Origin of the sequence: Lentzea sp. NPDC020367 (genome assembly GCF_044387305.1) — a bacterium.
In the GTDB taxonomy this organism is placed as follows: Bacteria; Actinomycetota; Actinomycetes; order Mycobacteriales; family Pseudonocardiaceae; genus Lentzea.
Window position 1 is genome coordinate 78,164 of record NZ_JBIRVV010000018.1, and the last position, 20,932, is coordinate 99,095.

Genomic DNA, 20,932 nt, shown 5'->3' on the forward strand with positions numbered 1-20,932 from the left:
CGAGGAGCACCTCGCCACCGCCGCGATCACGAACAGGCGGATCAGGTTCCGGAGCACCCGATCAGACAACCAGACTGAGCAACCCCGCGACGACGAAACCGACCACCGAGAGGATGGTCTCGAGGACCGTCCACGACTGCAGCGTCTCCTTGACCGACAGGCCGAAGTACCGCGACACGATCCAGAACCCGCCGTCGTTGACGTGCGAGGCGATGATCGAACCGGACGCGATGGCCATGACGACCAGGGCGAGCTGCGGCTGCGAGTAGCCCAGGTCCGCCACCACCGGCGCGACGATGCCCGCGGTCGTCACGATCGCGACCGTCGCCGAACCCTGCGCGATGCGGATGACGCAGCTGATCACGTACGCCAGCGCGATCACCGGCAGGCCGATGCCCGACAGCTCGTTCGCCAGCGTCTTGCCGATGCCCGTCGCGGCCAGCACGGCGCCGAAGAAGCCACCGGCACCGACCACGAGCAGGATCATCGCCACCGGCTTCAGGGACGCGGCGGACAGCTCCGCGACCTTCTCCCGCGTCATGCCGCGCCGGAAACCCAGCAGCCAGAACGCGAGCAGCACCGAGATCGTCAACGCCACCGCGGGCGTGCCGAAGAACGTCGCCACCGAGTACAGGCGCGATCCCTTGGTCAGCAGGATCGAGCCGAACGTGCCGGCGAGGATCAGCACCAGTGGCAGGCCGATGATCGAGAGCACCAGCCCGAGCGACGGCGGGTCGCGATCGTCCTCACCGTTCTCCGCCCGCGCCAGCTCGGCCGCGGCCAGCATCTCCTCCGGCACCGGCACGTTGAGGCGCTTGCCGATCCAGTACGAGTACAGGACACCGCCGACGAACCAGGACGGGATCGCCACCGCGAGACCCATGATGATGATCCAGCCGAGCGACACCTTCAGCAGACCGGCCGCCGCCACCGGTCCGGGGTGCGGCGGCATGAACGCGTGCATGACCGAAAGGCCTGCCAGCAACGGCATGGCGAACAGCACGATCGACTTGCCGCTGCGCTTGGCCGCCACGTAGACCAGCGGTGCGAGCACGAAGATGCCGATGTCGAAGAAGACCGGCACGCCGAAGATCAGGCCCGCGAGACCGATGGCGACGGGCGCCTTCTTCTCGCCGAACGCGTTCATCAGCTTGTCCATCAGCACCTGCGCGCCGCCGGACGCCTCGAGGATCGCGCCGAGCAGCGTGCCGAGACCGATGATCGCGGCGATGTGCCCGAGGATGGAGCCGAAGCCCTTCTCCAGCAACGAGTCGGAGGCCTTCTGCGCCGACCCGACCAGCGCCTCGACCGGCACGCCTGCCAGCAGGGCGACCAGCAGCGCCACGACGATCAGCGCGATGAACGGCTCGACCTTGAACTTGATGATGAGCAGCAGCAACACCGCGATGCTGACCACCGCGAGGGTGAGCAGACCGGGTGTCGAATGTTGCAGCCAGTTGATCACGGGCGGCTCCTGAGTGAATGGCCTGGCAATGAGCCGGTGGCGGTTCCTTCGTCGATCACCGTCACCCCGTTGCAGAACACGTACGGGATGCCGGCGGCCTGCTGCCGAGGCTGGTCGAACGTCGCCGTGTCGGCGATCCTCGAGGCGTCGAACAGCACGAGGTCGGCCGCGTAGCCCTCGCGGACCAGACCCCGGTCGGTGAGCCGCAAACGCTTGGCCGCGCGGCCGGTGAGGTGCTCGACGCACTCCTCCAGGCTCAGCACGCCCAGTTCGCGGACATAGCGCGCGAAATAACGGGGGAACGTGCCCCACGCGCGCGGGTGCGGCCGGTCACCTACGAGCAGCCCGTCGCTGCCGCCGGTGTGCGCCGGATGCTTCATGATCGCCTGCACGTTCTCCTCGTGGCCCACGTGCATGAGGCACGAGGTACCCATGCGTTCGTCGACCAACACGTCGAAGTACAGCTCGGAAGGCGAACGGCCGAGCCGCAGCGCCGAGCTGTGCACGCTCGCGCCGACCAGGTGCGCGTTGCGGTCGTTGCGGACGCCGTTGATCTCGATGGAGTCCCAGTCGACCGGCACGCCGTGGCAGCCGTCCGAGCCGGTCTCCTCGATCTCGGCGCGGATCTTCTCGCGGGTGTCCACATCGGACAACCTTGCCAGCGCCTTCTCCGGTCCGCCCTCCGTCGCCCACGACGGCAGCAACGCGGACAGGTACGTCGCGCCCGGCAGGTACGGGTAGGTGTCCAGCGAGATGTCGGCGCCACCAGCGATCGCGTCGTCCAGCAGTGCCAGCAGTTCGGGCGCTTTGCCCTTGTTCACCGGGAAGTTCATCGTGGCGTGCGCGAGGTGCAACGGGCAGCCGGAGCGCTTCGAGACGTCCACCATCTCGGCGTACGCCTCCAACGCGCCGGCGCCGTAGCTGCGGTGGTGTGGGCTGTAGAACCCGTTGTGCCGCCCGACCACCTCGCAGAGCTGCACCAGTTCGGACGTGTCCGCGTACATGCCGGGCGTGTAGGTGAGCCCGGACGACATGCCGAAAGCGCCCTCGGCCAGTGACTGCGCGAGAACGGCCTTCATGGTGTCCATTTCGGACTCGGTCGGCGGCCGGTCGTCCCAGCCCACGGCCAGCATCCGCACCGTTCCCTGCGGCACCAGGTAGGCGGCGTTCACCGCGATGCCCTGGTCGAGCCGGTCGAGGTACTCCCCGACCGAGCGCCAGTTCCAGTCGAAGCCCGGCGGGTCGTCGTTCCACCCGGCGAGCTGGCCCCGCAGCGTCGCCAGCACCTCGTCGTTCACCGGCGCGTACGACAGCCCGTCCTGACCGAGCACCTCGGTCGTGACGCCCTGCGAGACCTTCGCCAGGTGGTCGGGTTCGGCGAGGATCCGCAGGTCCGAGTGCGAGTGCATGTCGATGAACCCCGGCGCGAGCACCAGCCCGTCCGCGTCGATCGACCTGGTGGCCGAGATCCCGGTGCCGATGGACGAGATGACGCCGTCCTTGATCCCCACATCCGCCCGGTGAGCGGGTGCGCCTGTGCCGTCGGCGATCAGTGGTCCGCGCAGGACGACGTCGTCCATCGGTGCACTCCTTCTAGAAGTAGGTGCGGATCAGGTCGACCACGGTCGTGCCCTGCACGACCGGGATGAGCTGCCACTTGTCGAACACCGTGCAGGGGTGTGAGAGACCGAGCCCGATCCAGTCGCCGACGCGGACCGTGGACTCCGGCCCCAGCGACAGGAACGCGTGCTGGTCGTTCAGCGCGGTGACGCGGGCCTGGGTAAGCGGAGCGATCGCGCCGTCGACGCGGCGCACGAGCTGGGGCTCCGGCAGACCCTCGTCGAACGACGCGTCGCGCTTGCCGATCGTCAGCAACGCCAGGTCGCGCTGCGGCCGTGACGTCACCTGGGCCCACGCGCGCAGAGCGCTCTTGAACGGCTCAACGCCGTCGATGCGCGAGAACGGCGAGATCCCGCGGTAGAAACCGTCGTCGTGCGTGATGTACGCGCCGCTGCGCAGCACCGGGGTCACCGGCACCGGCCACGGCTTGGCCAGCGTCGCCGCCACCTGGTCGAAGTAGGCGCTGCCGCCGGCGGTGACGATGACCGAGTCCAGTTCGTCGAACAGCCCGGCGTCGGCCAGCCGCAGCACGAGCGTGCGCAGGTCGTCGAGGTAGCCGTCCACAACGGACTGGGACGACTCGGAGGCGTCGTGCGCCAGCGCGCCCTCGTAGCCACCCGCGCCGACCAGCCGCAGCACCGGGCTCTGGGCCACGGCCCGCGCGACGGCCAGTGCCGTCTCCAGGTCCCGCGCGCCCGTTCGTCCTCCGGGAGCGCCGAGCTCGACGATCACGTCGACCGGTCGTGACGGCTGGAGCTCCTGCAGCGTCTCGCTCATCAGCGCGACGCCGGCCTCGGAGTCGGCCCAGCAGCTGAACTCGAAGCCGGGGTCGCTGTCGAGCTCGCCGACCAGCCACTTCAGCGCGGCGGGGTCGAGCAGCTGGTTCGCCAGCAGGATCCGGCTCACCCCGAACGCCCGGTAGACCCGCAGCTGCGACGCGTTGGCCGCGGTCAGGGCCCAGACGCCGTGCTCGATCTGCCGCTGGAACAGCTGCGGCGCCATCGTCGTCTTGCCGTGTGGAGCCAGCTTCACGCCGTGGTTGTCACACCACTTGGACATCGTCGTCAGGTTGTGCGTCAACGCGTCCGCGTCCAGCACGACGAGCGGGCCGACGAACTCGTCGGCGAACAGGTCGAGGCGCCGCTCGGCGACCTCGCCGATGGTCGCACCGAACGTGCTCGACGGCAGGCCCTTGAAGCGCCAGCTGACGTGTTCCGACCTGATGTCCGCGACGGCCGAAAGGTCCATCTCCATCAGATGTTGCATATTTTGCAACTCCCATTGCGCGATGTGATGCCGTGTTGTGTAGCATTCGTACTCGCCGCCGTCAACGAACACCTCTGGAGCACGCATGCGGTTCGAACACGTCGGCGGTGTCGTGTGTCTCGGCGAGACCATGGTGATGATGGTTCCGGCTGAACCCGGTCCTGTGCATCTGGTGCGCACCTGGCACCGGGCCGTCGGTGGTGCCGAGTCCAACGTCGCCATGCACCTGACCCGCCTCGGCGTGCGGTCCTCGTGGGTCAGCGCGGTCGGCGACGACTCGTTCGGGCTCGCGGTGCTCGACACGGTGAAGGGCTTCGGCGTCGACGTGTCCGGCGTGCGGATCGACCCGTCCCGCCCGACCGGCCTCTACGTCAAGGAGGCCTCGCCGCACGGCAGCCCGGTGCGCTACTACCGGCGCGGTTCGGCGGCGTCGGGCATGGGGCTCGAGATGATCGACCGGCTCGGCCTCGGCGAGGTGAAGCTGGTGCACCTCAGCGGGATCACGCCCGCCCTGTCCGACTCGTGCCTCGCGATGATGCGCGAGTTGCTGCGACGGCCGCGGCACGGGTTCCGCATCTCGTTCGACCTGAACTGGCGTCCGGCGCTGTGGACCGACCGCGACCCGCGCGTGCTGCGCGAGCTCGCGGACATGGCGGACGTCGTACTGGCCGGCTCCGACGAGGCCGAACTGGTGTGGGGCACGGGCGATCCCGCGCGGTTGCGGCAGCTGCTGCCCGGCCCGCGGTCGCTGGTGGTCAAGCAGGGTGCCGACGGCGCGACGCTGCTGGAAGGCGGGTCGTCGCACTTCGAACCGGCGCTGAAGGTCGAGGTCGTGGAACCGGTCGGCGCCGGCGACGCGTTCGCTGCGGGCTTCCTCGCGGCCACTCTGGCGGGGGAGAGTCCGTCGGTGCGGCTGCGCGCCGGGCACCTGCAGGCGGCGTCCGCTTTGCTCACCGCGGAGGACGTCGGAGATCCTTTGCCGGACGACGTGACAGATCCGCTGCTGCACGCCGATCCGCAGACGTGGGCGTCCGCCCGCCTGGAGGTGTAGATGAGCCAGAGCCTCGACCGCGCGCTCACGCTGGTGAACCAGCTCGCGTCGGGTCCGAAGACGCTGGACGAGCTGTCCGGCGTGATCGGCGTGCACAAGTCGACGACGCTGCGGTTGCTGCGCACGCTGGAGTCGCACCGGTTCGTGCAGCGCGACGGCGTGCACCACTACCGCCTCGGCACGGCGCTGTTCGACCTCGCGAACCTGGCTCTGGAGGAACGCGACGTCCGCCGCGCCTCCGAGTCCGCGTTGCGCGACCTGAACTCCCGGCTCGGCCACACCGTCCACCTCGCGTCCTACGAGGACGGTGAGGTGATCTACATCGACAAGTACGAGTCCAGGCACCAGATGCGGATGTACTCGCGCATCGGCCGCCGGGCGCCGTTGCACTGCACGGCCGTGGCGAAGATCCTGCTGGCCGACCTGCCCGCTCCGGCGTTGCAGAAGGTGCTGGCCGGCATGGAGTTCCCGCGCCTGACGGCGAACACCATCATCGGCCCGACCGCGTACCTGGCCGAGCTGGAACGCGTGCGCGCCAACGGGTACGCCGTCGACAACTCCGAGCACGAGGACTTCATCCACTGCATCGCCGCCCCGATCAAGGGTGCTCGCGGTGAGGTGCTCGCGGCCGTGTCGATGTCCGTGCCGAAGGTGCTGCTGGACTTCGACGGCCTGCTGTCGCACCTGCCAGACCTGCTCGCCACCGCCGAAGCTGCATCAGTCGAATGCGGTTATGTTCCAAGATAAGGGGAATTACGTTGTCCAAGGTTGAGATCAAGACCGCTGACGCTCCGCAGCCGGTGGCCCGTTTCTCGCAGGGTGTGCGCAAGGGCAACATCCTGCAGGTGGCAGGCCAGGTCGCGTTCGACCCGAAGTCGGGCGAGATCGTCGGCACCACGGTCGCCGAGCAGACGCGCCAGACGTTCGCGAACCTGCACGCCGTGCTCGCCGCCGGTGGCGCGTCCATCGACGACGTGGTGATGATCCGCGTCTACCTGACCGACACCGCGCACTTCGCGGAGCTGAACGAGGTCTACGGCGAGTTCGTGACGGACCCGGCGCCCGCCCGCACCACCGTCTACGTCGGTCTGCCCGCCGGCCTGCTGGTGGAGATCGACGCGCTGGCCGTCGTCGACTGATCCACTGCTCGACCAGACTGGCACCCTCCGGCAAGGGAGGGTGCCAGTCTCGTTTCCGAGGCCGAGAGAGGAAGCCGGCGCGAAGATGACCTACTACCCGGATCTGTCGCCGTACGAGTACTTCGAGTCCGACGAGAAGATGCTCAACGTCGGCTGGCTCGACGCCGATCACGACTTCCCGCGTGGTCCGGTGCCGCGTGAGTTCGTCGACGCGCTGCTCAGGCTCAGCAAGAAGTCCCGCAACCAGACGCGCGGATTCCATTGGTGCGTCTTCTGCAAGGGGGCGTTCGAGGACGTGCCGAACCCGTACCGGCCGCCGGGTGTCGCCTCGAAGGGCTCGGCCGAGATCCACGCTGTGGGCGCTGATGGTGTGCGGTACTCCGCACCCACGCTGGTGATCCACTACGTGATCGAGCACGGGTACCGGCCGCCCGAGGTGTTCGTGGCGGCCGTCCTTCACGCCGCAGGCCCGGAGGTGTAGTCCGGCCGCGGGGTCTTACCCCTCACAGGCGGTAAGACCCCGTCCGCCGTTGTGGCAGCATCCGCTTATGAAGTGGTACGCGGACAGACCGGTCAGGTTCACGCGTCAACTGATCGCCGACCTCCTCGCCGTCGGCTGGGTCGCGCTCTGGATCTGGGTGGCGACCACCGTTCACGACTGGGTGCTCGAACTGCGGGCGCCGGGAGATGGACTGGTCAGCGCGGGCGGCAGCATCAGGGACGCCTTCACCAACGCCGCCGGCAAGGCCAGGGGTGTGCCGTTCGTCGGCGAGGACCTGGCGGGGGCGCTCGGCAACGGCAGCAAGGCCGGCGAGACGCTCACCAACGCCGGCAACGCGCAGATCGGCGTGGTGCAGGACTCCGCGTTCTGGCTCGCCACCGCGCTCGTGGTCGTCCCGGTGCTGTTCCTGCTCATCACGTGGCTGCCGATCAGGCTTCGGTACGCGCGCAAGGCCGCCAACACCGCGCGGTTGCGGGACAAGCCCGACCTGCTGGCCCTGAGAGCGCTCACATCGTTGTCGCCGCGGGAGCTCGGCAAGTTCGACGGGGATCCCGCGGTGGCCTGGCGGACCGGGGACACGGACGTCATCGACGAGTTGGCGCGACGTCAGCTCGCGTCGGTGGGGGTGCGGGCATGATCACGCTGTCGGTGATCGCCGCCGTCGTGGCGATGTGCGCGGTGGCCGTGTCGTTGTGGCAGGCCCGCGAGGCGAAACGCGCCCAGGACGCCGCGAAGGCGGCCCAGGAGGCCGCCGCCAAGGCTCAGGAGGAGGCGCAGGCTGCGCGCAAGGCCGTCGAGCAGGCCACGGCGAGCGCTTTCCAGGCCAAGAACGTGGCGGAGGAGGCGAAGAAGGCCGCCGCGAAGGCCGAGGAGGCCGTCGGGAAGGCGGCGGAGGCGGCTGCGGCGTCACGCGTGCTGGCCGACGAGGCGCAGCTCACCGCCCAGCAGATGACGGCACAGGTCAACGGGCTCGTCGAGGTCATCGCCTCGCGCGGCAGCCGCAGCGGCATGCCGACGTTCGCCATCACGCCCGGCGCGCCCGACGAGTTCCGGCTCAGCTACTTCGGCGGGCCTGCGGTCATCGAGCAGCTCACGGTGTCCGTGGTGCCGGGCAGCCGGGTGCTCGGGCTCTCCCAGTACGACGACGAGCCGCCGGTCGAGCATCTGGAGGTGGGACCGCTCCACAACGGCTCCGCCATCACCTTCCGTGCCGCCACCGGGCAACGGGCCAGCGCGGTGTTCCAGGTCAGGGCGGAGCCGTGGGAGCCGGTCGTGGTCAGGGCGGATCAGTAGACGGGACCGGTGAACTTCTCGCCGGGACCCTGGCCTGGCTCGTCCGGCACGGCGGAGGCCTCGCGGAACGCGCGCTGCACCGACTGCAGGCCGTCCTTCAACGGGGCCGCGTGCGGGCCGAGGTACTCCGAGGTGGCCGTGATCAGGCCGGCGAGGCCGGTGATCAGGCGGCGGGCCTCGTCGAGGTCGCGGCGCGGGGAGTTGTCGGGGTCCGGGTCGGCGAGGCCCAGGCGCTCCGCGGAGGCGGACAGCAGCATCACCGCGGCCCGGCTGATCACCTCGATGCTGGGAACATCGCCCAGGTCGCGGATGCTGTCTTCAAGCGGATCGGTCACGCCCTACATTCAAGCAAGCGGACGTCACAGGGCCGCGATTCGGGGGTTGACAAGAGCGTCTGCTAGTATTTCGGACGCGACCAGCTCTCGTTAGTGCGAGAGCGGCAAGTGGAGCCCCGCTCCCACCCGCGTTCACCGCTTCTTGAGGTGGCCGGGTCCGGTCCACCAGGCTACCGGCACACGGGTGTCAGCGGTTCTGGTGTGAGATCGGTCGGAAGCGGGCCCCTTCACCGGGAGACGGTGACGGGGCTCTTGTTTTTGGCGCAACCGAGTCTCAAAGGACGTGAATGACAAGTCCCTCGAACCGCGGTGCACCCGTCAGCACCGAGCCGCGCATCAACGACCGCATTCGGGTGCCGGAAGTTCGTCTGGTCGGGCCGAATGGTGAGCAGGTCGGGATCGTTCGCATCGAGGACGCGCTCCGACTCGCGCAGGAAGCGGATCTCGACCTCGTCGAGGTCGCCGCTCAGGCTCGCCCGCCGGTCTGCAAGCTCATGGACTACGGCAAGTTCAAGTACGAGACGGCGCAGAAGGCTCGCGAGTCTCGTCGGAACCAGCAGCTGACGGTCATCAAGGAGCAGAAGCTCCGCCCGAAGATCGACCCGCACGACTACCAGACGAAGAAGGGCCACGTGGCCCGCTTCCTCTCGCACGGGAACAAGGTCAAGGTGACCATCATGTTCCGCGGTCGCGAGCAGTCGCGCCCCGAGCTCGGCTACAGGCTTTTGCAGAAGCTGGCGGAGGACGTCGCGGAGCTGGGCTTCGTCGAGTCGAACCCGAAGCAGGACGGCCGCAACATGATCATGGTGTTGGCGCCGCACAAGAACATCAAGCCGCGCGTGGTCAAGCAGGACGACGACGCGACCGAGGCGGACGACACCGCTTCGGAAGAGGCGTAGGACGCACGCCCGCCCCCGACCCGGTGGGTAGCACGAGACGAGGACGGAAATGCCGAAGAACAAGACGCACAGCGGGACCTCGAAGCGCTTCAAGGTCACTGGCAGCGGCAAGATCCTTCGGGAGAAGGCCGGCAAGCGCCACATCCTGGAGAAGAAGTCCAGCAAGGTGACGCGTCGCATGAGCGGCACCGCGGTCGTGTCCGAGCACGACGCTCCGCGCATCAAGAAGCTGCTGGGTCTCTGACCCGCTTCGACACCCCCTAGCTAATTCGGGAAACCGGCCCCCGACGCCGGTTTCCCCATGAGTATCGACAGGATGTACCCGTGGCACGCGTCAAGCGGGCTGTAAACGCCCAGAAGAAGCGTCGTACCGTTCTTGAGCTGGCGAGCGGTTACCGCGGCCAGCGCTCGAGGCTGTACCGCAAGGCCAAGGAGCAGGTGCTCCACTCGCTCAACTACGCGTACCGCGACCGCCGTGCGCGCAAGGGCGACTTCCGCAAGCTGTGGATCCAGCGCATCAACGCTGCCTCCCGTGCGAACGGCATGACCTACAACCGCCTCATCCAGGGCCTGCGCCTGGGCGGTGTCGAGGTCGACCGCAAGATCCTTGCGGACCTCGCCGTCCACGACGCCACCGCCTTCACGGCGCTCGTCGAGATCGCCCGCAAGGCGCTCCCGGCCGACGTGAACGCTCCGGCCGGGAGCCAGGCCTGAGCGACAACGCTCGCGCGCACCACCGACCCGAGGCAGATCCGTTCACCGAACGGACGCCTCGGGTCGTTGCTGCTCGCCACCTGACCCGCCGCCAGGGCCGCGACAAGGCGGGCCGTTTCCTCGTCGAGGGCGCCCAGGCCGTGCGTGAGGCACTCGCCTGGCGGGGCGGCGAGGTGCACGAACTCTTCGTCACGGCGACGGCCGCGCAGCGCAACGCCGAACTGCTCCAGACCGCCTCGGAGCAGGGCGTCCGGATCAGCGAGGTCACCGACAAGGCGGCCGACTCGCTGTCGGAAACCGTGACGCCCCAGGGCATCGTCGCGGTCTGCGACGCCGTCCCGCAGCCTCTCGACCAGGCGCTGCAAGGCACCCCGCGTCTCGTCGCCGTGCTCTACGGCGTCTCCGATCCCGGCAACGCGGGCACGGTCACGCGCGTGGCGGACGCGGCAGGCGCGGACGCGGTGATCTTCGCGGGCGACACGGTCGACCCGCACAACGGCAAGTGCGTGCGCGCCTCCACCGGCTCGCTCTTCCACCTGCCGATCGCCCGGTCCCGCGACGCCGACGAGGTCTTCGCCGCGTGCCGCCAGGCCGGCCTGAGGCTCGTGGCCGCCGACGGCTACGCGAAACAGGACCTGGTCGAGGCCTCTGCGAACGGCGACCTCGCGCAGCCCACCGCGTGGGTGTTCGGCAGCGAGGCGCACGGCCTGCCCGACGACGTGGTGGCGAAGCTGGACACGTCGCTGAAGGTGCCGCTGTACGGCGCCGCCGAGAGCCTGAACCTCGCGACGGCGGCCGCTGTCTGCCTCTACGCCTCCGCCAGGGACCAGCGGAATTGAGCTGACGGGTGCCGGGCGCGCGATTACTGTGCGCCCCGTGCGCGAATCAGAGATCGAACTTCTGTGCTCCCAGCTCGCTTCCTACTACGTCTTTCCGGACACTGCCAACGAGATAGCGAAAGTCCTGCGCGCTCGCCTCGACGACGGCGCCTACTCCGATGTGGACGATGACGAGGAGTTCGCGGCCAAGGTGACCGCGGACCTGCAGAGCGTCAACGGCGACAAGCATCTCCGCCTGCTCCACAGCGTCGAGGAGGTCCCCGAGACCGGCCAGGAGTCGGCCTGGGACCCGGTGGCCTACAAGTTGGAAGCCGAGCAAGACGCGTTCGGCATCCACAAGGTCGAACGGCTCGAAGGCAACGTCGGCCTGCTCGAGATCCGCCTGCTGCACGACGCCGAGATCGCCACCCCGGCCTACGTCGCGGCGATGAACCTCATCGCGCACACCGACGCGTTGATCATCGACCTGCGCGAGAACCGCGGCGGCGACCCGCACACGGTCGCGTTGATCTGCAGCTACCTCTTCGACGAACCCGTGCACCTCAACGACATCTACAACCGCCCGGAAGACGCGACCTACCAGTTCCGGACGCTCCCGCACGTGCCCGGCCCGAAGTTCGGCGGCACGAAGCCGGTCTACGTCCTCACCAGCGCCCGCACGTTCTCCGGCGGCGAGGAACTGAGCTACGACCTCCAGCAGACCGAGCGCGCGACCCTCATCGGCGAGACCACCAAGGGCGGCGCCCACCCCGGCGACCGCTACCGGGTCGGTCCGCACCTCAAGTCGTCCATCCCCAACGGCCGCGCCATCAACCCGGTCTCCGGCACCAACTGGGAAGGCGTCGGCGTCGTCCCGCACATCAGCGTGCCCGCAGATGAGGCTTTCCAGGTCGCCTACGAGAAGGCGCTGTCTCGCTGATCTGCCGGCGTCCGGTCACGGGCGCTGCTTCTTGGCGCGTCGGCCAGAGCCGAAGAACGGGAATCGTGACCGGGCCGAGCTCGGGCGATCGGAGAGGCTGATCGAGCCGACAACACCCAGCTGGACCAGGTTGCCGTGGACGGCGCCGGTGTTGACGTTGTGCGCTTTCTTCGCCGTGGGACCGAACAGCACCTCGGGCCAGACGGTGTCGAGCAGGACGGAGAAAGCGCCACCACCGTCATAGGCGGCCTTGAGGCCGTTCGCCAGTTCCGCCGCGAGGTGGATCCTGTCGGACTCGTCTCCCGCGCGAGCCGCATCCAGCGCATCGCTCAGACCGGGCACCGCGCGGACCGCTTCCTCCAGCCGCGTCAGAGCCGCGGAGTCCCACTCCTCCAGGGAATCGACGAGTGCCGCGGCGACGGACAACATCCACATGTCCACCATGGTCAACCCCCAACGAATACGCGCCGAAACCGCGCGGCGGCTCGAGACCAGCCCCCGTCACGTCGGAAGCTGATTCTGAAGGAGAACTCCGCCCGGCGACTAGTCCAGCCGGGCGGTCAACTCGCGCACGAGCGGATCGGTGCCGGACGGCTTGTTCTGGCGCCGCAACGCCTCCGACAACATCGAGAGCACGTTGGAGACCTGGTTGTCGTCGGGCAGCAGCGATGCCGCCCTACGCGCCTCGGTCTCCGCACCCTCGGCGTCGTCGGCGTTGAGGAGCACGTGCGCCGCCTTCAGCACGACGAACACCCGCCAGCCCTCGTCGCCCAGCGACACCACCAGCGCCTCGGCGTCGCGGTACTGCTTCATCGCCAGCGCGAACTCACCGGTCTGGCCGTGCACCCACGCGCGGATCGCGGCGATCTCCGCCTGCCTGCGGGTGACCTCGGTCGGGTCGTCCAGCGACGGCAGCAGCGCCTCGGCCTCGTCCACGGCCGCGCGCGTCTCGGTGATCTCGTCGTCGGGCAGGCTCGACGCCAGCTCGACCAGCGAGCCGATCGCCTCCGAGAGGTTGCCCTCCTGCTGCCACAACGCGGCACCGGCACGCCAGGACGCGATCGCCTCGTCGTGCTTGTCCAGCCGCCCCTGCACCGAGGCGAGCGCGTCGAGCAGGAACGCCCGCCGCCCCGTCTCCTCCGGCGGCAGCAGCTCGGACGCCTCGCGCAGGTACCGCTCGGCCGCGGGGAGTTCGCCCAGCTTGCGGCACACCTGCCCGAGCCGGAACACCACCTGCAACCGCAGGTCCTCCTGGCCGTCCTGCAGGAGCCGCAACGACTCCTCGAGCACCTCGGCGGCCTCGACGAACCGGTCCGTCTGCACGTATCCGCCGCTCAGCGCGAAGCAGAAGTGCGCGGTGTGGCCGGGGGACAGGTGCACGCGCGAGATCGCCACGGCCTCCCGGAGATCGCCCAGGCAGGCGCCCTCCTGGTCCAGCTCCTGGATCGCCGCGACCTGGTACCAGCGCGCCTCCGCCGACTCCGGCAGCGGGAACGCCGACACGAACGCGCGCGCCGTCGCCACCGCCTCCGTGACCTTGCGCAGCACGGTCTCCAGCCGCAGCTGCAACCGATAGCCCTCGAACCGCGCGTTCAGCGGCAGCTCGCCCGCCATGGCCGCGAGAACGTCCGCGTACGCGCCTTCGACGTCCTGCTGCCGTGCCTTGTGCTCCGCGGACTCGATCACGACCCGGCCGCGCAGCTCCGGAACGTCCAAAGAGGACGCCAGCGCGATCATCTCGTCGGCCCGCTCGTGTGCGTGCGCGTCGTCGTGCAGCTCGGCCAGCGTCAGCGCCGCGACCGTCCGCGTGTAGTCCGTCGTCGCCTCGGCCAGGCACCGTTCGGCGAGTTCCAGGCCGCCTGCGAGACCCATCGCGAGCCGCGCCTGGTAGCGCAGCGCGAGGTCCGCGGGCAGCGCCGTCAGCATCTCGTCGAACGCCGCCGGGTCGAACGGCACCAGCCCGGTCGTCATCCGCCGGATGCCCGCGTGCGCCGCGAGATCGGGTGGCAGCAACGAGTCCATGTCCGCGGGCAGCGAGTCGAGCATCCGCCGCGCCTTCACGAAGTCGCCCTGCTCGTACAGCAGCACCATCGACTCGGCGATCTCCACCGGGTCGCCGAACACGACGGACTCCTCGACCGCAGCGGCCACCGGTGCGGCCGGCACCGCGAGCTCGACCGCCGGGTAGTCCTTCTGCTCCAACGCTTCGCTGAGCCGGTCGAGCCACGTCGAGTTGCCGTTGCGCTCGTCGAACTGCTTCGCCAGCTGGATCGCGCGCTTCGACAGCCGCTCGAGCAACTCGGCGGCCGTCCGCGTGCCGACCGCGGGGACCTCGAACACCGTGTCGGCCGGAAGGCGCCGCAACAGAACGGAAGCGCACTCCGCGAACGACATCTCGTCCGCCGGCAGCTGCACGCCCGTCACCTTGTGCAGCGACCGCCGCAGCATCTCCTCGCCGCGCGACAGGTTGCCCGTCAAAGCGCAGAACCGGATGTGTTCGTGCACGTACGAGGTGATCTCGTCGTCCTTGATCAACCGGTACGCCGTGGTGTGCGCGTGCGCGGCCTTCTCGACCTCGCCGGTCTCCAGCAAGGGCCACAGCAGCGCGGACAGGATGCCCTGTGGCTGCGTGGCGCAGCCGGTGTTGCCCGACAGGCCCTCCCAGCCGTGCGCGGCGGCCTCCTGATGACGGCCCAGCCGCGCCAGCATCCAGACCTGCTCCTCGATCACGCAGGCCTCGCAGTCCGCCATCGGCCCGCGTTCCGTGGCGAGGTAACGCCCGAGCTGTTCGGCGAGGCCGACCATGTCACCGATGTGGTACGCGTACTCGGCACGGGCGCCGTGCACCGGCTGCACCGAGAAACCGAGCTTGCCGTAGCGGTCGGCGAGCTGCCCGATCACGGCCTGCAGCTGCTCCAGCGAGAACTTCGGGTCCCGGCGCAGGCCCGTCGCGATCCACTTGTGCGCCCAGTTCAGCGAGTGGACCTCGTACTCGTTGAAGGCCTCGGGATCCTTCTCCTCCGCGGCCCGCACCCACGCGAACGGCGCGAGCATCAGGTCGTAGCGCGACAGGTAGTAGGCCGAGTCGATCAACGCGGTCCGGCACGACACCCCGAGCGGCAGGTGCCCGACCGCGTCGGACATGCGCGCGGCCCGTTCCAGCGCCTCGTGCTTCGGCATGCCCGTGGGCATGTTGTAGGCCTCCAGGAACGCCCTCTCCGCGTCTTCAGCGGTGAAGTCGGCCATGTTCACTTACCCCCAACGGCGCGGTCCAGCAGTTCCAGGAACGAGCGGTTCAGCGCCGCCGTGTCCTTCGGTCGCATCGCTCGCCGAGCCTGCAGAACGGCGTGCACGTACAGAGATTCGAGCGTCAGCTCCACCAGCGACGGGTCGTTCAACCGCGCCAGCCGCTGCACCAACGGGTTGCGGCAGTTGAGCACCAGCTGCTCCGGCCGTGAGGAGTCGGAGCCCGCGGTCAGCTGCCCGAGCAGCTCCGCCCACAACGGGTCCGTCACCTCCTCGGCGGTCTGCTCGGTGTCGAGCTTGCGCTGCTGCTCCGCGTTGCTGATCAGCAACGCGGGCAACGAGACCGGGTCGAAGTCGCGGATCACCGCGTCGCAGTCGTGCCGGTCCAGTGCCGCCGCGCCCTCCGCCAGCCGCAACCGCAGCGCCGTCTCGATCTCCGGTTCCGGATCGGCCAGCGCCGCCAGCAGTTCGGACGGCGCGACCCGGCGCGCGACGGCAGGACCGTCCAGCGCGCTGAGCCGGTTCAGCAGCTCCATGTCGTAGGCGTAGCCGGCGTTCACGAGCCCCAGGCCCTGCGCGGCCGCGACCGGTGCCAGCTGGTGGAACTCGTCGACGTCCGGGATGTAGAGGATCGCGCCGTGCTTGCGCTTGAACTGCCGCAACGGGATCGCGCCCTCGGTGGTCTCGAACGGCAGCCAGCGCTCGACCAGCCGCAGCATCTCGTCGTCCGAGCGCGCCAGCGACTTGATGCCCAGGTGGTGCGCGGCCAGCAGCTCACCGGCCCGGCGCGGCTCGATCGCGTCCAGCCTGATCAGCCAGTCGCGGATCTGCTCGCCCAGCTCCTCGCGCACCGCCAGCAGCATCTCGTCCTGGTAGAGCGACTCGCGCGACGCCGTCGGCCGGATCGCGGACGCGTCGACCACGCACCGCACGAAGTACGCCCAGTCCGGCAGCAGGCCCTCGACGTTGTCGCCGACCAGCATCCGCTTCAGGTACACCCGGTGCGTCTGGCGCGTCCCGGGATGGACCCCGGACGGCAGCACGAACGCCACCCCGGTCAGCCCCGCCGCCTCGACCTCGATCGGGATCGCCTCGAACGGCGTGAACCCCAGTACCTGCTCGCAGTACTCGGAGAGATCGGCGTCCTCGTCGTCCCACGGCCGTTCGCCGCGGGTCAGGACGGCCCCGTCCAGCGTCACCGCGGCCGGCAGCAGATCGCCGTAGTCGCTCACCAACGGCCGCACGACGTCGGCTTCGAGCCAGTGCTCGTTGCCGCGCGAGGCACTCAGCTCCACCGTCGTACCGACCGGTACGTCACCATCCACAACGGACACGGTGTAGTTGCCGGACGAGTCCGCCTCCCACCGCACGGCCGGACCACCGCGTGAGGACCGCGTGACGACCCTCACGGACGAGGCGACCAGGAAGCACGACAGCATGCCGACGCCGAACTGGCCGAGGAACCCCTCGCGGGCGAACCCCAGGTCGTCCCGCTTCGACGTGCGGCCGAGCGTGGACAGCAGCTCGTGGACCTCGGTCTCGGTGAGCCCCACGCCGGTGTCGGTGATCGTCAGCGTGGAACCGCAGGTGATCGTGACGTCGGCGGGGCAGGACGGGTCGAGCTCGCGCCGTGCCGTGATCGCGTCGACGGCGTTCTGCAGCAGTTCCCGCACGTAGACGCGCGGGCTGCTGTACAGGTGGTGGCTGAGCAGGTCGATGATGCCGCGCAGGTCGACGCGGAAGGTGTGCGACATGATGCCGCCCATCCTAGGGACGACATGAGGGCGATGCCGCTCTTTAACGGAAGCTCCCGGAGCGGTCAACAGCGCACCCACTAGGATCGGCCTGTTGATTACCGAGTGTCCCGCGTGTGGATCAAAAACCTGGGAGCTGTCCACCAACCATGTCCGGAGCCAACGACCCGTACGACCCGAAGCAGGTCGCGGCGCTGTCGGCCGAGAACCTCGACGCGGCCGTGCAGAAGGCGCGCGAGGCGTTCGCCGGAGCTGCCGACCTCGAGGCACTGGCCGCGGTCAAGCCCGGCCACCTCGGTGACCGGTCGCCCGTGCTGCTGGCCCGCCGCGAGATCGGTGCCCTGCCCCCCAAGGCCAAGGCCGAGGCGGGCAAGAGGGTGAACGAGGCGCAGTCCGCGATCAAGACGGCGTTCGACGAGCGCCACGCCGTGCTCCAGGTCGAGCGCGACGAGCGGGTGCTGCGCGAGGAGTCCGTCGACGTCACGCTGCCCTGGGACCGCTTCCCGCGCGGCGCGCGCCACCCGATCACCACGCTCGCCGAGCGCATCGGTGACGTCTTCGTGGCCATGGGCTACGAGATCGCCGAGGGCCCCGAACTCGAGACCGAGTGGTTCAACTTCGACGCGCTGAACTTCGGCAAGGACCACCCGGCCCGCTCGATGCAGGACACGTTCTACATCGCGCCGGGTGACTCGCAGCTGGTCCTGCGCACGCACACCTCGCCGGTGCAGGCCCGCACGCTGCTCGACCGCGAGCTCCCGGTGTACGTGGTGTGCCCCGGCCGCACGTTCCGCACCGACGAGCTCGACGCGACGCACACCCCGGTGTTCCACCAGGTCGAGGGCCTCGCGGTCGACAAGGGCCTGACGATGGGCCACCTCAAGGGCACGCTCGACGCGTTCGCGCGCTCGATGTTCGGCGAGGACTCGAAGACCCGTCTGCGTCCCAGCTTCTTCCCCTTCACCGAGCCGTCGGCCGAGGTCGACGTGTGGTTCCCGGAGAAGAAGGGCGGCGCGGGCTGGGTCGAGTGGGGCGGCTGCGGCATGGTCAACCCCAACGTCCTGCGCGCCACCGGCGTCGACCCGGACGTCTACTCGGGCTTCGCGTTCGGCATGGGCCTGGAGCGCACGCTGCAGTTCCGCAACGGCCTGCCGGACATGCGCGACATGGTCGAAGGCGATGTCCGCTTCACCCAGCCATTCGGAACGGAGGCCTGATCCGGATGCGCATCCCGGTCAGCTGGCTGGTCGAACACCTCGGTTTCGACGAAGTCCCCACGCCCGACGAGCTCGCCGAGGCGTTCACCCGCATCGGCATCGAGGTCGAGGAGGTGAGCCCGCTCGGTCCCGTGACCGGCCCGATCGTCGCCGGTCGCGTCGTCGCCATCGAGGAGCTCACCGAGTTCAAGAAGCCGATCCGCTACTGCCAGGTCGAGGTCGGCCCCGAGCAGGTCAACAACATCATCTGCGGCGCCACGAACTTCGTCGAGGGCGACTCGGTCGTCGTCGCGCTGCCCGGCGCCGTGCTGCCCGGCGGGTTCTCGATCGCCGAGCGCAAGACGTACGGCCGCGTGTCCCAGGGCATGATCTGCGCCTCCGACGAGCTCGGCATCGGCGACGACCACTCCGGCATCCTCGTGCTGCCCACCGGCACCGCGCAGCCCGGCGACGACGCGCTGGAGCTGCTCGGCCTGAACGACACGGTCATCGAGCTCGCGCCGACCCCGGACCGCGGCTACGCGTTCTCGGTCCGCGGCCTCGCCCGTGAGATCGCCTGCGCGCTGGACGTGCCGTTCGGCGACCCCGGCCTGATCGAGGTCCCCGAGCCCGAGGGCGAGGCGTGGCCGGTCCACATCGAGGACCGTCCCGGCTGCTCGCGGTTCGTGGCGCGCCGGGTCACCGGTGTCGACCCGACCGCGCCCACGCCGTGGTGGATGCGCCGCCGCCTGATGCTCGCGGGCATGCGGTCGATCTCGCTGCCGGTCGACGTCACGAACTACGTGATGCTCGAACTGGGCCAGCCGCTGCACGCGTTCGACGCCGCTTCCCTGTCCGGTGCGCTGACGGTTCGCCGCGCGCACGCGGGGGAGAAGCTGACGACGCTGGACGACTCGGTCCGCGCTCTCGACGTCGACGACATCGTGATCGCCGACGACTCCGGCGTGATCTCGCTCGCCGGTGTCATGGGCGGCGCCTCGACGGAGGTCGGCGACAAGTCGTCGGACATCCTGCTCGAGGCCGCGAACTGGGACCCGGCGTCCATCGCGCGCACGGTCCGCCGGCACAAGCTGCCGTCCGAGGCCGCGAAGCGCTTCGAGCGCACCGTCGACCCCGCGCTGGCACCGGTGGCGCTGGAGCGGGCCGCGAAGCTGCTCAACCACTACGCCGAGGGCCAGATCAAGCCCGGCCGCACCGACGTGGGCGCGCCCGCGCTGCCCGAGGCCGTGTCGATGCCGATCGACCTGCCGGACCGCATCGCGGGCGTCCGCTACGCCCGTGGCGTCACGGCCCGCCGGCTCGGCCAGATCGGCTGCCAGGTCTCCGTGACCACCTCGGACGACGGCCAGACGATCGTCACGGCCGTGCCGCCGACGTGGCGCTCCGACCTCGTGCAGCCCGCCGACCTGGTGGAGGAGGTGCTGCGGCTGGAGGGCTACGACACGATTCCCTCCGTGCTGCCGCCCGCTCCCGCCGGCCGCGGCCTGACCGAGCAGCAGCGTCGCCGCCGCACGGTGTGGCGCACGCTGGCCGAGGACGGTTTCGTCGAGGTCAAGCCGTTCCCGTTCATCGACCCGTCGGTGTTCGACGCGTTCGGTCTGGCCGCCGACGACATCCGGCGCAACGCGGTCGGTGTGCTGAACCCGTTGGAGGCGGACAAGAACGTCCTCGCGACGACACTGCTGCCGGGCCTGTTGGAGACCCTCCAACGGAACCTGGCCCGTGGTGCGAAGGACGTCTCGCTCTACAACATCGCCCAGGTGACGCTGCCGCGCGCGCAGCAGGTGCCCGTGCCCGCGCTTGGCGTGGACCGCAGGCCGACCGAGGCCGAGGTGGCCTCGCTGCTGGCCGCGCTGCCGAACCAGCCGCTGCACGTCGCCGGTGTCCTCACGGGCCACCGCGAACTGGCCGGCTGGTGGGGCAAGGGCCGCATCGCCGACTGGTCGGACGCCGTCGAGGCCGCTCGTCGCGCCGCCCAGGCGTACGGGGTCACCCTGCGCGTCGTGGCGTCGGACCTGCTGCCGTGGCACCCCGGCCGCTGTGCCGAGCTGCGCGTCGGTGACTGGCCCGTCGGGCACGCCGGTGAGCTGCACCCGAAGGTGATCGAGGCGCTCGGCCTGCCCAAGCGGACCGTGGCGTTCGAGCTCGACCTGGACGCGCTGCCGCTGGAGGACCACCGCCCGGCCCCGGTGGTCTCGGCCTACCCGCCGGTGCTGCTGGACGTCGCGCTGGTCGTGGACGCCTCCGTCCCGGTGCAGTCGGTGTCCGAGGTGCTCGGCGCGTCCGCGGGCGACCTGCTCGAGGACATCCGCCTGTTCGACGTGTACACGGGTGAGCAACTGGGCGAGGGCAAGAAGTCGCTCGCGTACTCGCTGCGCTTCCGGGCGCCGGACCGCACGCTGACCGTCGAGGAGGCGACCGCGGCCCGCGATGCCGCCGTCACCGCCGCCGGTGAACGACTGGGCGCGGCTCTGCGCGCCTGATCGGCCACGACGGACGAGGGCCCGGGGTTCGCCAACGAACCCCGGGCCTTTCCACGTCACCAGGACACACTGATGAATTGCCCATGAAAGTTCGCTCGTTCGGCTGAATGCCGAATTGCGGGATTTGGGATCAAACCAGCAGGTGGTAGCCCTGCGTAGCTGTCAAGGTGCCAAAGGTCCTTCATTACAA

At 69.6% G+C, this 20,932-nt stretch carries 20 protein-coding genes; 13 read left to right on the top strand and 7 right to left on the bottom strand.

Annotation, left to right across the window (positions count from 1 at the left end):
• Nucleotides 1-61: 61 nt before the first annotated feature.
• Genes ACH413_RS42015 through ACH413_RS42025 form a run of 3 tightly spaced genes read right to left on the bottom strand, consistent with a single transcriptional unit; the run spans nt 62 to nt 4,339 of the window.
• Nucleotides 62-1,465 carry a gluconate:H+ symporter gene (locus ACH413_RS42015; protein ID WP_360046842.1) on the bottom strand — a complete coding sequence of 468 codons (1,404 nt, stop codon included), beginning with the start codon at nt 1,463-1,465 and terminating at the stop codon, nt 62-64.
• Nucleotides 1,462-3,045 (bottom strand): D-aminoacylase, encoded by a 1,584-nt coding sequence (locus ACH413_RS42020; protein ID WP_360046843.1) that lies wholly within the window; start codon nt 3,043-3,045, stop codon nt 1,462-1,464. The genes ACH413_RS42015 and ACH413_RS42020 overlap by 4 nt, the downstream gene beginning before the upstream one ends.
• 13 nt (nt 3,046-3,058) lie before the next feature.
• Nucleotides 3,059-4,339, bottom strand: coding sequence for an amino acid deaminase (locus ACH413_RS42025; RefSeq protein WP_360046844.1), 1,281 nt, complete (start codon nt 4,337-4,339; stop codon nt 3,059-3,061).
• A 97-nt stretch (nt 4,340-4,436) separates the two neighbouring features.
• On the opposite strand from ACH413_RS42025, the gene ACH413_RS42030 reads away from it, so the two are divergent.
• From ACH413_RS42030 to ACH413_RS42055, 6 genes are all read left to right on the top strand, one after another.
• A complete protein-coding gene (locus ACH413_RS42030; protein ID WP_360046845.1) occupies nt 4,437-5,402 on the top strand; it encodes a sugar kinase in 966 nt (321 codons plus the stop codon).
• A complete protein-coding gene (locus ACH413_RS42035; protein WP_360046846.1) occupies nt 5,403-6,149 on the top strand; it encodes an IclR family transcriptional regulator in 747 nt (248 codons plus the stop codon).
• Nucleotides 6,150-6,160: 11 nt separating this feature from the next.
• Nucleotides 6,161-6,541, top strand: coding sequence for a RidA family protein (locus tag ACH413_RS42040; protein WP_030481733.1), 381 nt, complete (start codon nt 6,161-6,163; stop codon nt 6,539-6,541).
• 85 nt (nt 6,542-6,626) lie between these two features.
• A complete protein-coding gene (locus tag ACH413_RS42045; RefSeq protein ID WP_360046847.1) occupies nt 6,627-7,022 on the top strand; it encodes a hypothetical protein in 396 nt (131 codons plus the stop codon).
• 67 nt (nt 7,023-7,089) lie between these two features.
• Nucleotides 7,090-7,680 carry a hypothetical protein gene (locus tag ACH413_RS42050; RefSeq protein WP_360046848.1) on the top strand — a complete coding sequence of 197 codons (591 nt, stop codon included), beginning with the start codon at nt 7,090-7,092 and terminating at the stop codon, nt 7,678-7,680.
• On the top strand, nt 7,677-8,336 hold the full coding sequence (locus ACH413_RS42055; RefSeq protein ID WP_360046849.1) for a hypothetical protein: 660 nt from the start codon (nt 7,677-7,679) through the stop codon (nt 8,334-8,336). Before ACH413_RS42050 ends, ACH413_RS42055 begins: the two co-directional genes overlap by 4 nt.
• Here ACH413_RS42055 and ACH413_RS42060 read toward each other — a convergent pair.
• Nucleotides 8,330-8,671, bottom strand: coding sequence for a DUF1844 domain-containing protein (locus ACH413_RS42060; RefSeq protein WP_093596535.1), 342 nt, complete (start codon nt 8,669-8,671; stop codon nt 8,330-8,332). The genes ACH413_RS42055 and ACH413_RS42060 overlap by 7 nt on opposite strands.
• Nucleotides 8,672-8,958: 287 nt before the next feature.
• Between ACH413_RS42060 and infC the strand changes: the two genes are divergently transcribed.
• The 5 genes from infC (at nt 8,959) to ACH413_RS42085 (ending at nt 12,042) form a co-directional block, all read left to right on the top strand.
• Entirely contained in the window at nt 8,959-9,570 is a 612-nt protein-coding gene (infC, locus tag ACH413_RS42065; RefSeq protein WP_360046850.1) for a translation initiation factor IF-3, read from the top strand.
• A gap of 49 nt (nt 9,571-9,619) precedes the next feature.
• Nucleotides 9,620-9,814 (top strand): 50S ribosomal protein L35, encoded by a 195-nt coding sequence (gene rpmI, locus ACH413_RS42070; RefSeq protein WP_030481724.1) that lies wholly within the window; start codon nt 9,620-9,622, stop codon nt 9,812-9,814.
• A gap of 80 nt (nt 9,815-9,894) precedes the next feature.
• On the top strand, nt 9,895-10,284 hold the full coding sequence (rplT, locus tag ACH413_RS42075) for a 50S ribosomal protein L20 (RefSeq protein ID WP_319976984.1): 390 nt from the start codon (nt 9,895-9,897) through the stop codon (nt 10,282-10,284).
• The gene (locus ACH413_RS42080) at nt 10,281-11,123 is read left to right on the top strand and encodes an RNA methyltransferase (RefSeq protein ID WP_360046879.1); all 843 of its coding nucleotides are present in this window, start codon (nt 10,281-10,283) and stop codon (nt 11,121-11,123) included. The genes rplT and ACH413_RS42080 overlap by 4 nt, the downstream gene beginning before the upstream one ends.
• A gap of 28 nt (nt 11,124-11,151) precedes the next feature.
• On the top strand, nt 11,152-12,042 hold the full coding sequence (locus ACH413_RS42085; protein ID WP_360046851.1) for a S41 family peptidase: 891 nt from the start codon (nt 11,152-11,154) through the stop codon (nt 12,040-12,042).
• A 15-nt stretch (nt 12,043-12,057) separates the two neighbouring features.
• Here the strand turns inward: ACH413_RS42085 and ACH413_RS42090 are convergent, their stop codons facing one another.
• The 3 genes from ACH413_RS42090 to ACH413_RS42100 all read right to left on the bottom strand — a co-directional run bounded on the left by ACH413_RS42090 (nt 12,058) and on the right by ACH413_RS42100 (nt 17,054).
• The gene (locus ACH413_RS42090) at nt 12,058-12,477 is read right to left on the bottom strand and encodes a hypothetical protein (RefSeq protein ID WP_360046852.1); all 420 of its coding nucleotides are present in this window, start codon (nt 12,475-12,477) and stop codon (nt 12,058-12,060) included.
• Between the two features lie 108 nt (nt 12,478-12,585).
• A complete protein-coding gene (locus ACH413_RS42095; RefSeq protein WP_360046853.1) occupies nt 12,586-15,288 on the bottom strand; it encodes a hypothetical protein in 2,703 nt (900 codons plus the stop codon).
• Between the two features lie 2 nt (nt 15,289-15,290).
• On the bottom strand, nt 15,291-17,054 hold the full coding sequence (locus tag ACH413_RS42100; RefSeq protein WP_360046854.1) for an HSP90 family protein: 1,764 nt from the start codon (nt 17,052-17,054) through the stop codon (nt 15,291-15,293).
• A gap of 137 nt (nt 17,055-17,191) precedes the next feature.
• On the opposite strand from ACH413_RS42100, the gene pheS reads away from it, so the two are divergent.
• Nucleotides 17,192-18,259 (top strand): phenylalanine--tRNA ligase subunit alpha, encoded by a 1,068-nt coding sequence (pheS, locus tag ACH413_RS42105; RefSeq protein ID WP_360046855.1) that lies wholly within the window; start codon nt 17,192-17,194, stop codon nt 18,257-18,259.
• A gap of 5 nt (nt 18,260-18,264) precedes the next feature.
• Nucleotides 18,265-20,742, top strand: coding sequence for a phenylalanine--tRNA ligase subunit beta (gene pheT / locus ACH413_RS42110; protein ID WP_360046856.1), 2,478 nt, complete (start codon nt 18,265-18,267; stop codon nt 20,740-20,742).
• The last annotated feature ends 190 nt before the right edge of the window (nt 20,743-20,932 follow it).

Bases quoted from the DNA above. Each gene is read 5' to 3' on its own strand.
- ACH413_RS42030 (WP_360046845.1), top strand. From the start codon at position 4,437: ATGCGGTTCGAACACGTCGGCGGTGTCGTGTGTCTCGGCGAGACCATG.
- ACH413_RS42100 (WP_360046854.1), bottom strand. From the start codon at position 17,054: ATGGGCGGCATCATGTCGCACACCTTCCGCGTCGACCTGCGCGGCATC.
- ACH413_RS42050 (WP_360046848.1), top strand. From the start codon at position 7,090: ATGAAGTGGTACGCGGACAGACCGGTCAGGTTCACGCGTCAACTGATC.
- pheS (WP_360046855.1), top strand. From the start codon at position 17,192: ATGTCCGGAGCCAACGACCCGTACGACCCGAAGCAGGTCGCGGCGCTG.
- pheT (WP_360046856.1), top strand. From the start codon at position 18,265: ATGCGCATCCCGGTCAGCTGGCTGGTCGAACACCTCGGTTTCGACGAA.
- ACH413_RS42025 (WP_360046844.1), bottom strand. From the start codon at position 4,339: ATGGAGATGGACCTTTCGGCCGTCGCGGACATCAGGTCGGAACACGTC.
- ACH413_RS42045 (WP_360046847.1), top strand. From the start codon at position 6,627: ATGACCTACTACCCGGATCTGTCGCCGTACGAGTACTTCGAGTCCGAC.
- ACH413_RS42090 (WP_360046852.1), bottom strand. From the start codon at position 12,477: ATGTGGATGTTGTCCGTCGCCGCGGCACTCGTCGATTCCCTGGAGGAG.
- infC (WP_360046850.1), top strand. From the start codon at position 8,959: ATGACAAGTCCCTCGAACCGCGGTGCACCCGTCAGCACCGAGCCGCGC.
- ACH413_RS42020 (WP_360046843.1), bottom strand. From the start codon at position 3,045: ATGGACGACGTCGTCCTGCGCGGACCACTGATCGCCGACGGCACAGGC.
- ACH413_RS42095 (WP_360046853.1), bottom strand. From the start codon at position 15,288: ATGGCCGACTTCACCGCTGAAGACGCGGAGAGGGCGTTCCTGGAGGCC.
- ACH413_RS42035 (WP_360046846.1), top strand. From the start codon at position 5,403: ATGAGCCAGAGCCTCGACCGCGCGCTCACGCTGGTGAACCAGCTCGCG.
- rpmI (WP_030481724.1), top strand. From the start codon at position 9,620: ATGCCGAAGAACAAGACGCACAGCGGGACCTCGAAGCGCTTCAAGGTC.
- ACH413_RS42055 (WP_360046849.1), top strand. From the start codon at position 7,677: ATGATCACGCTGTCGGTGATCGCCGCCGTCGTGGCGATGTGCGCGGTG.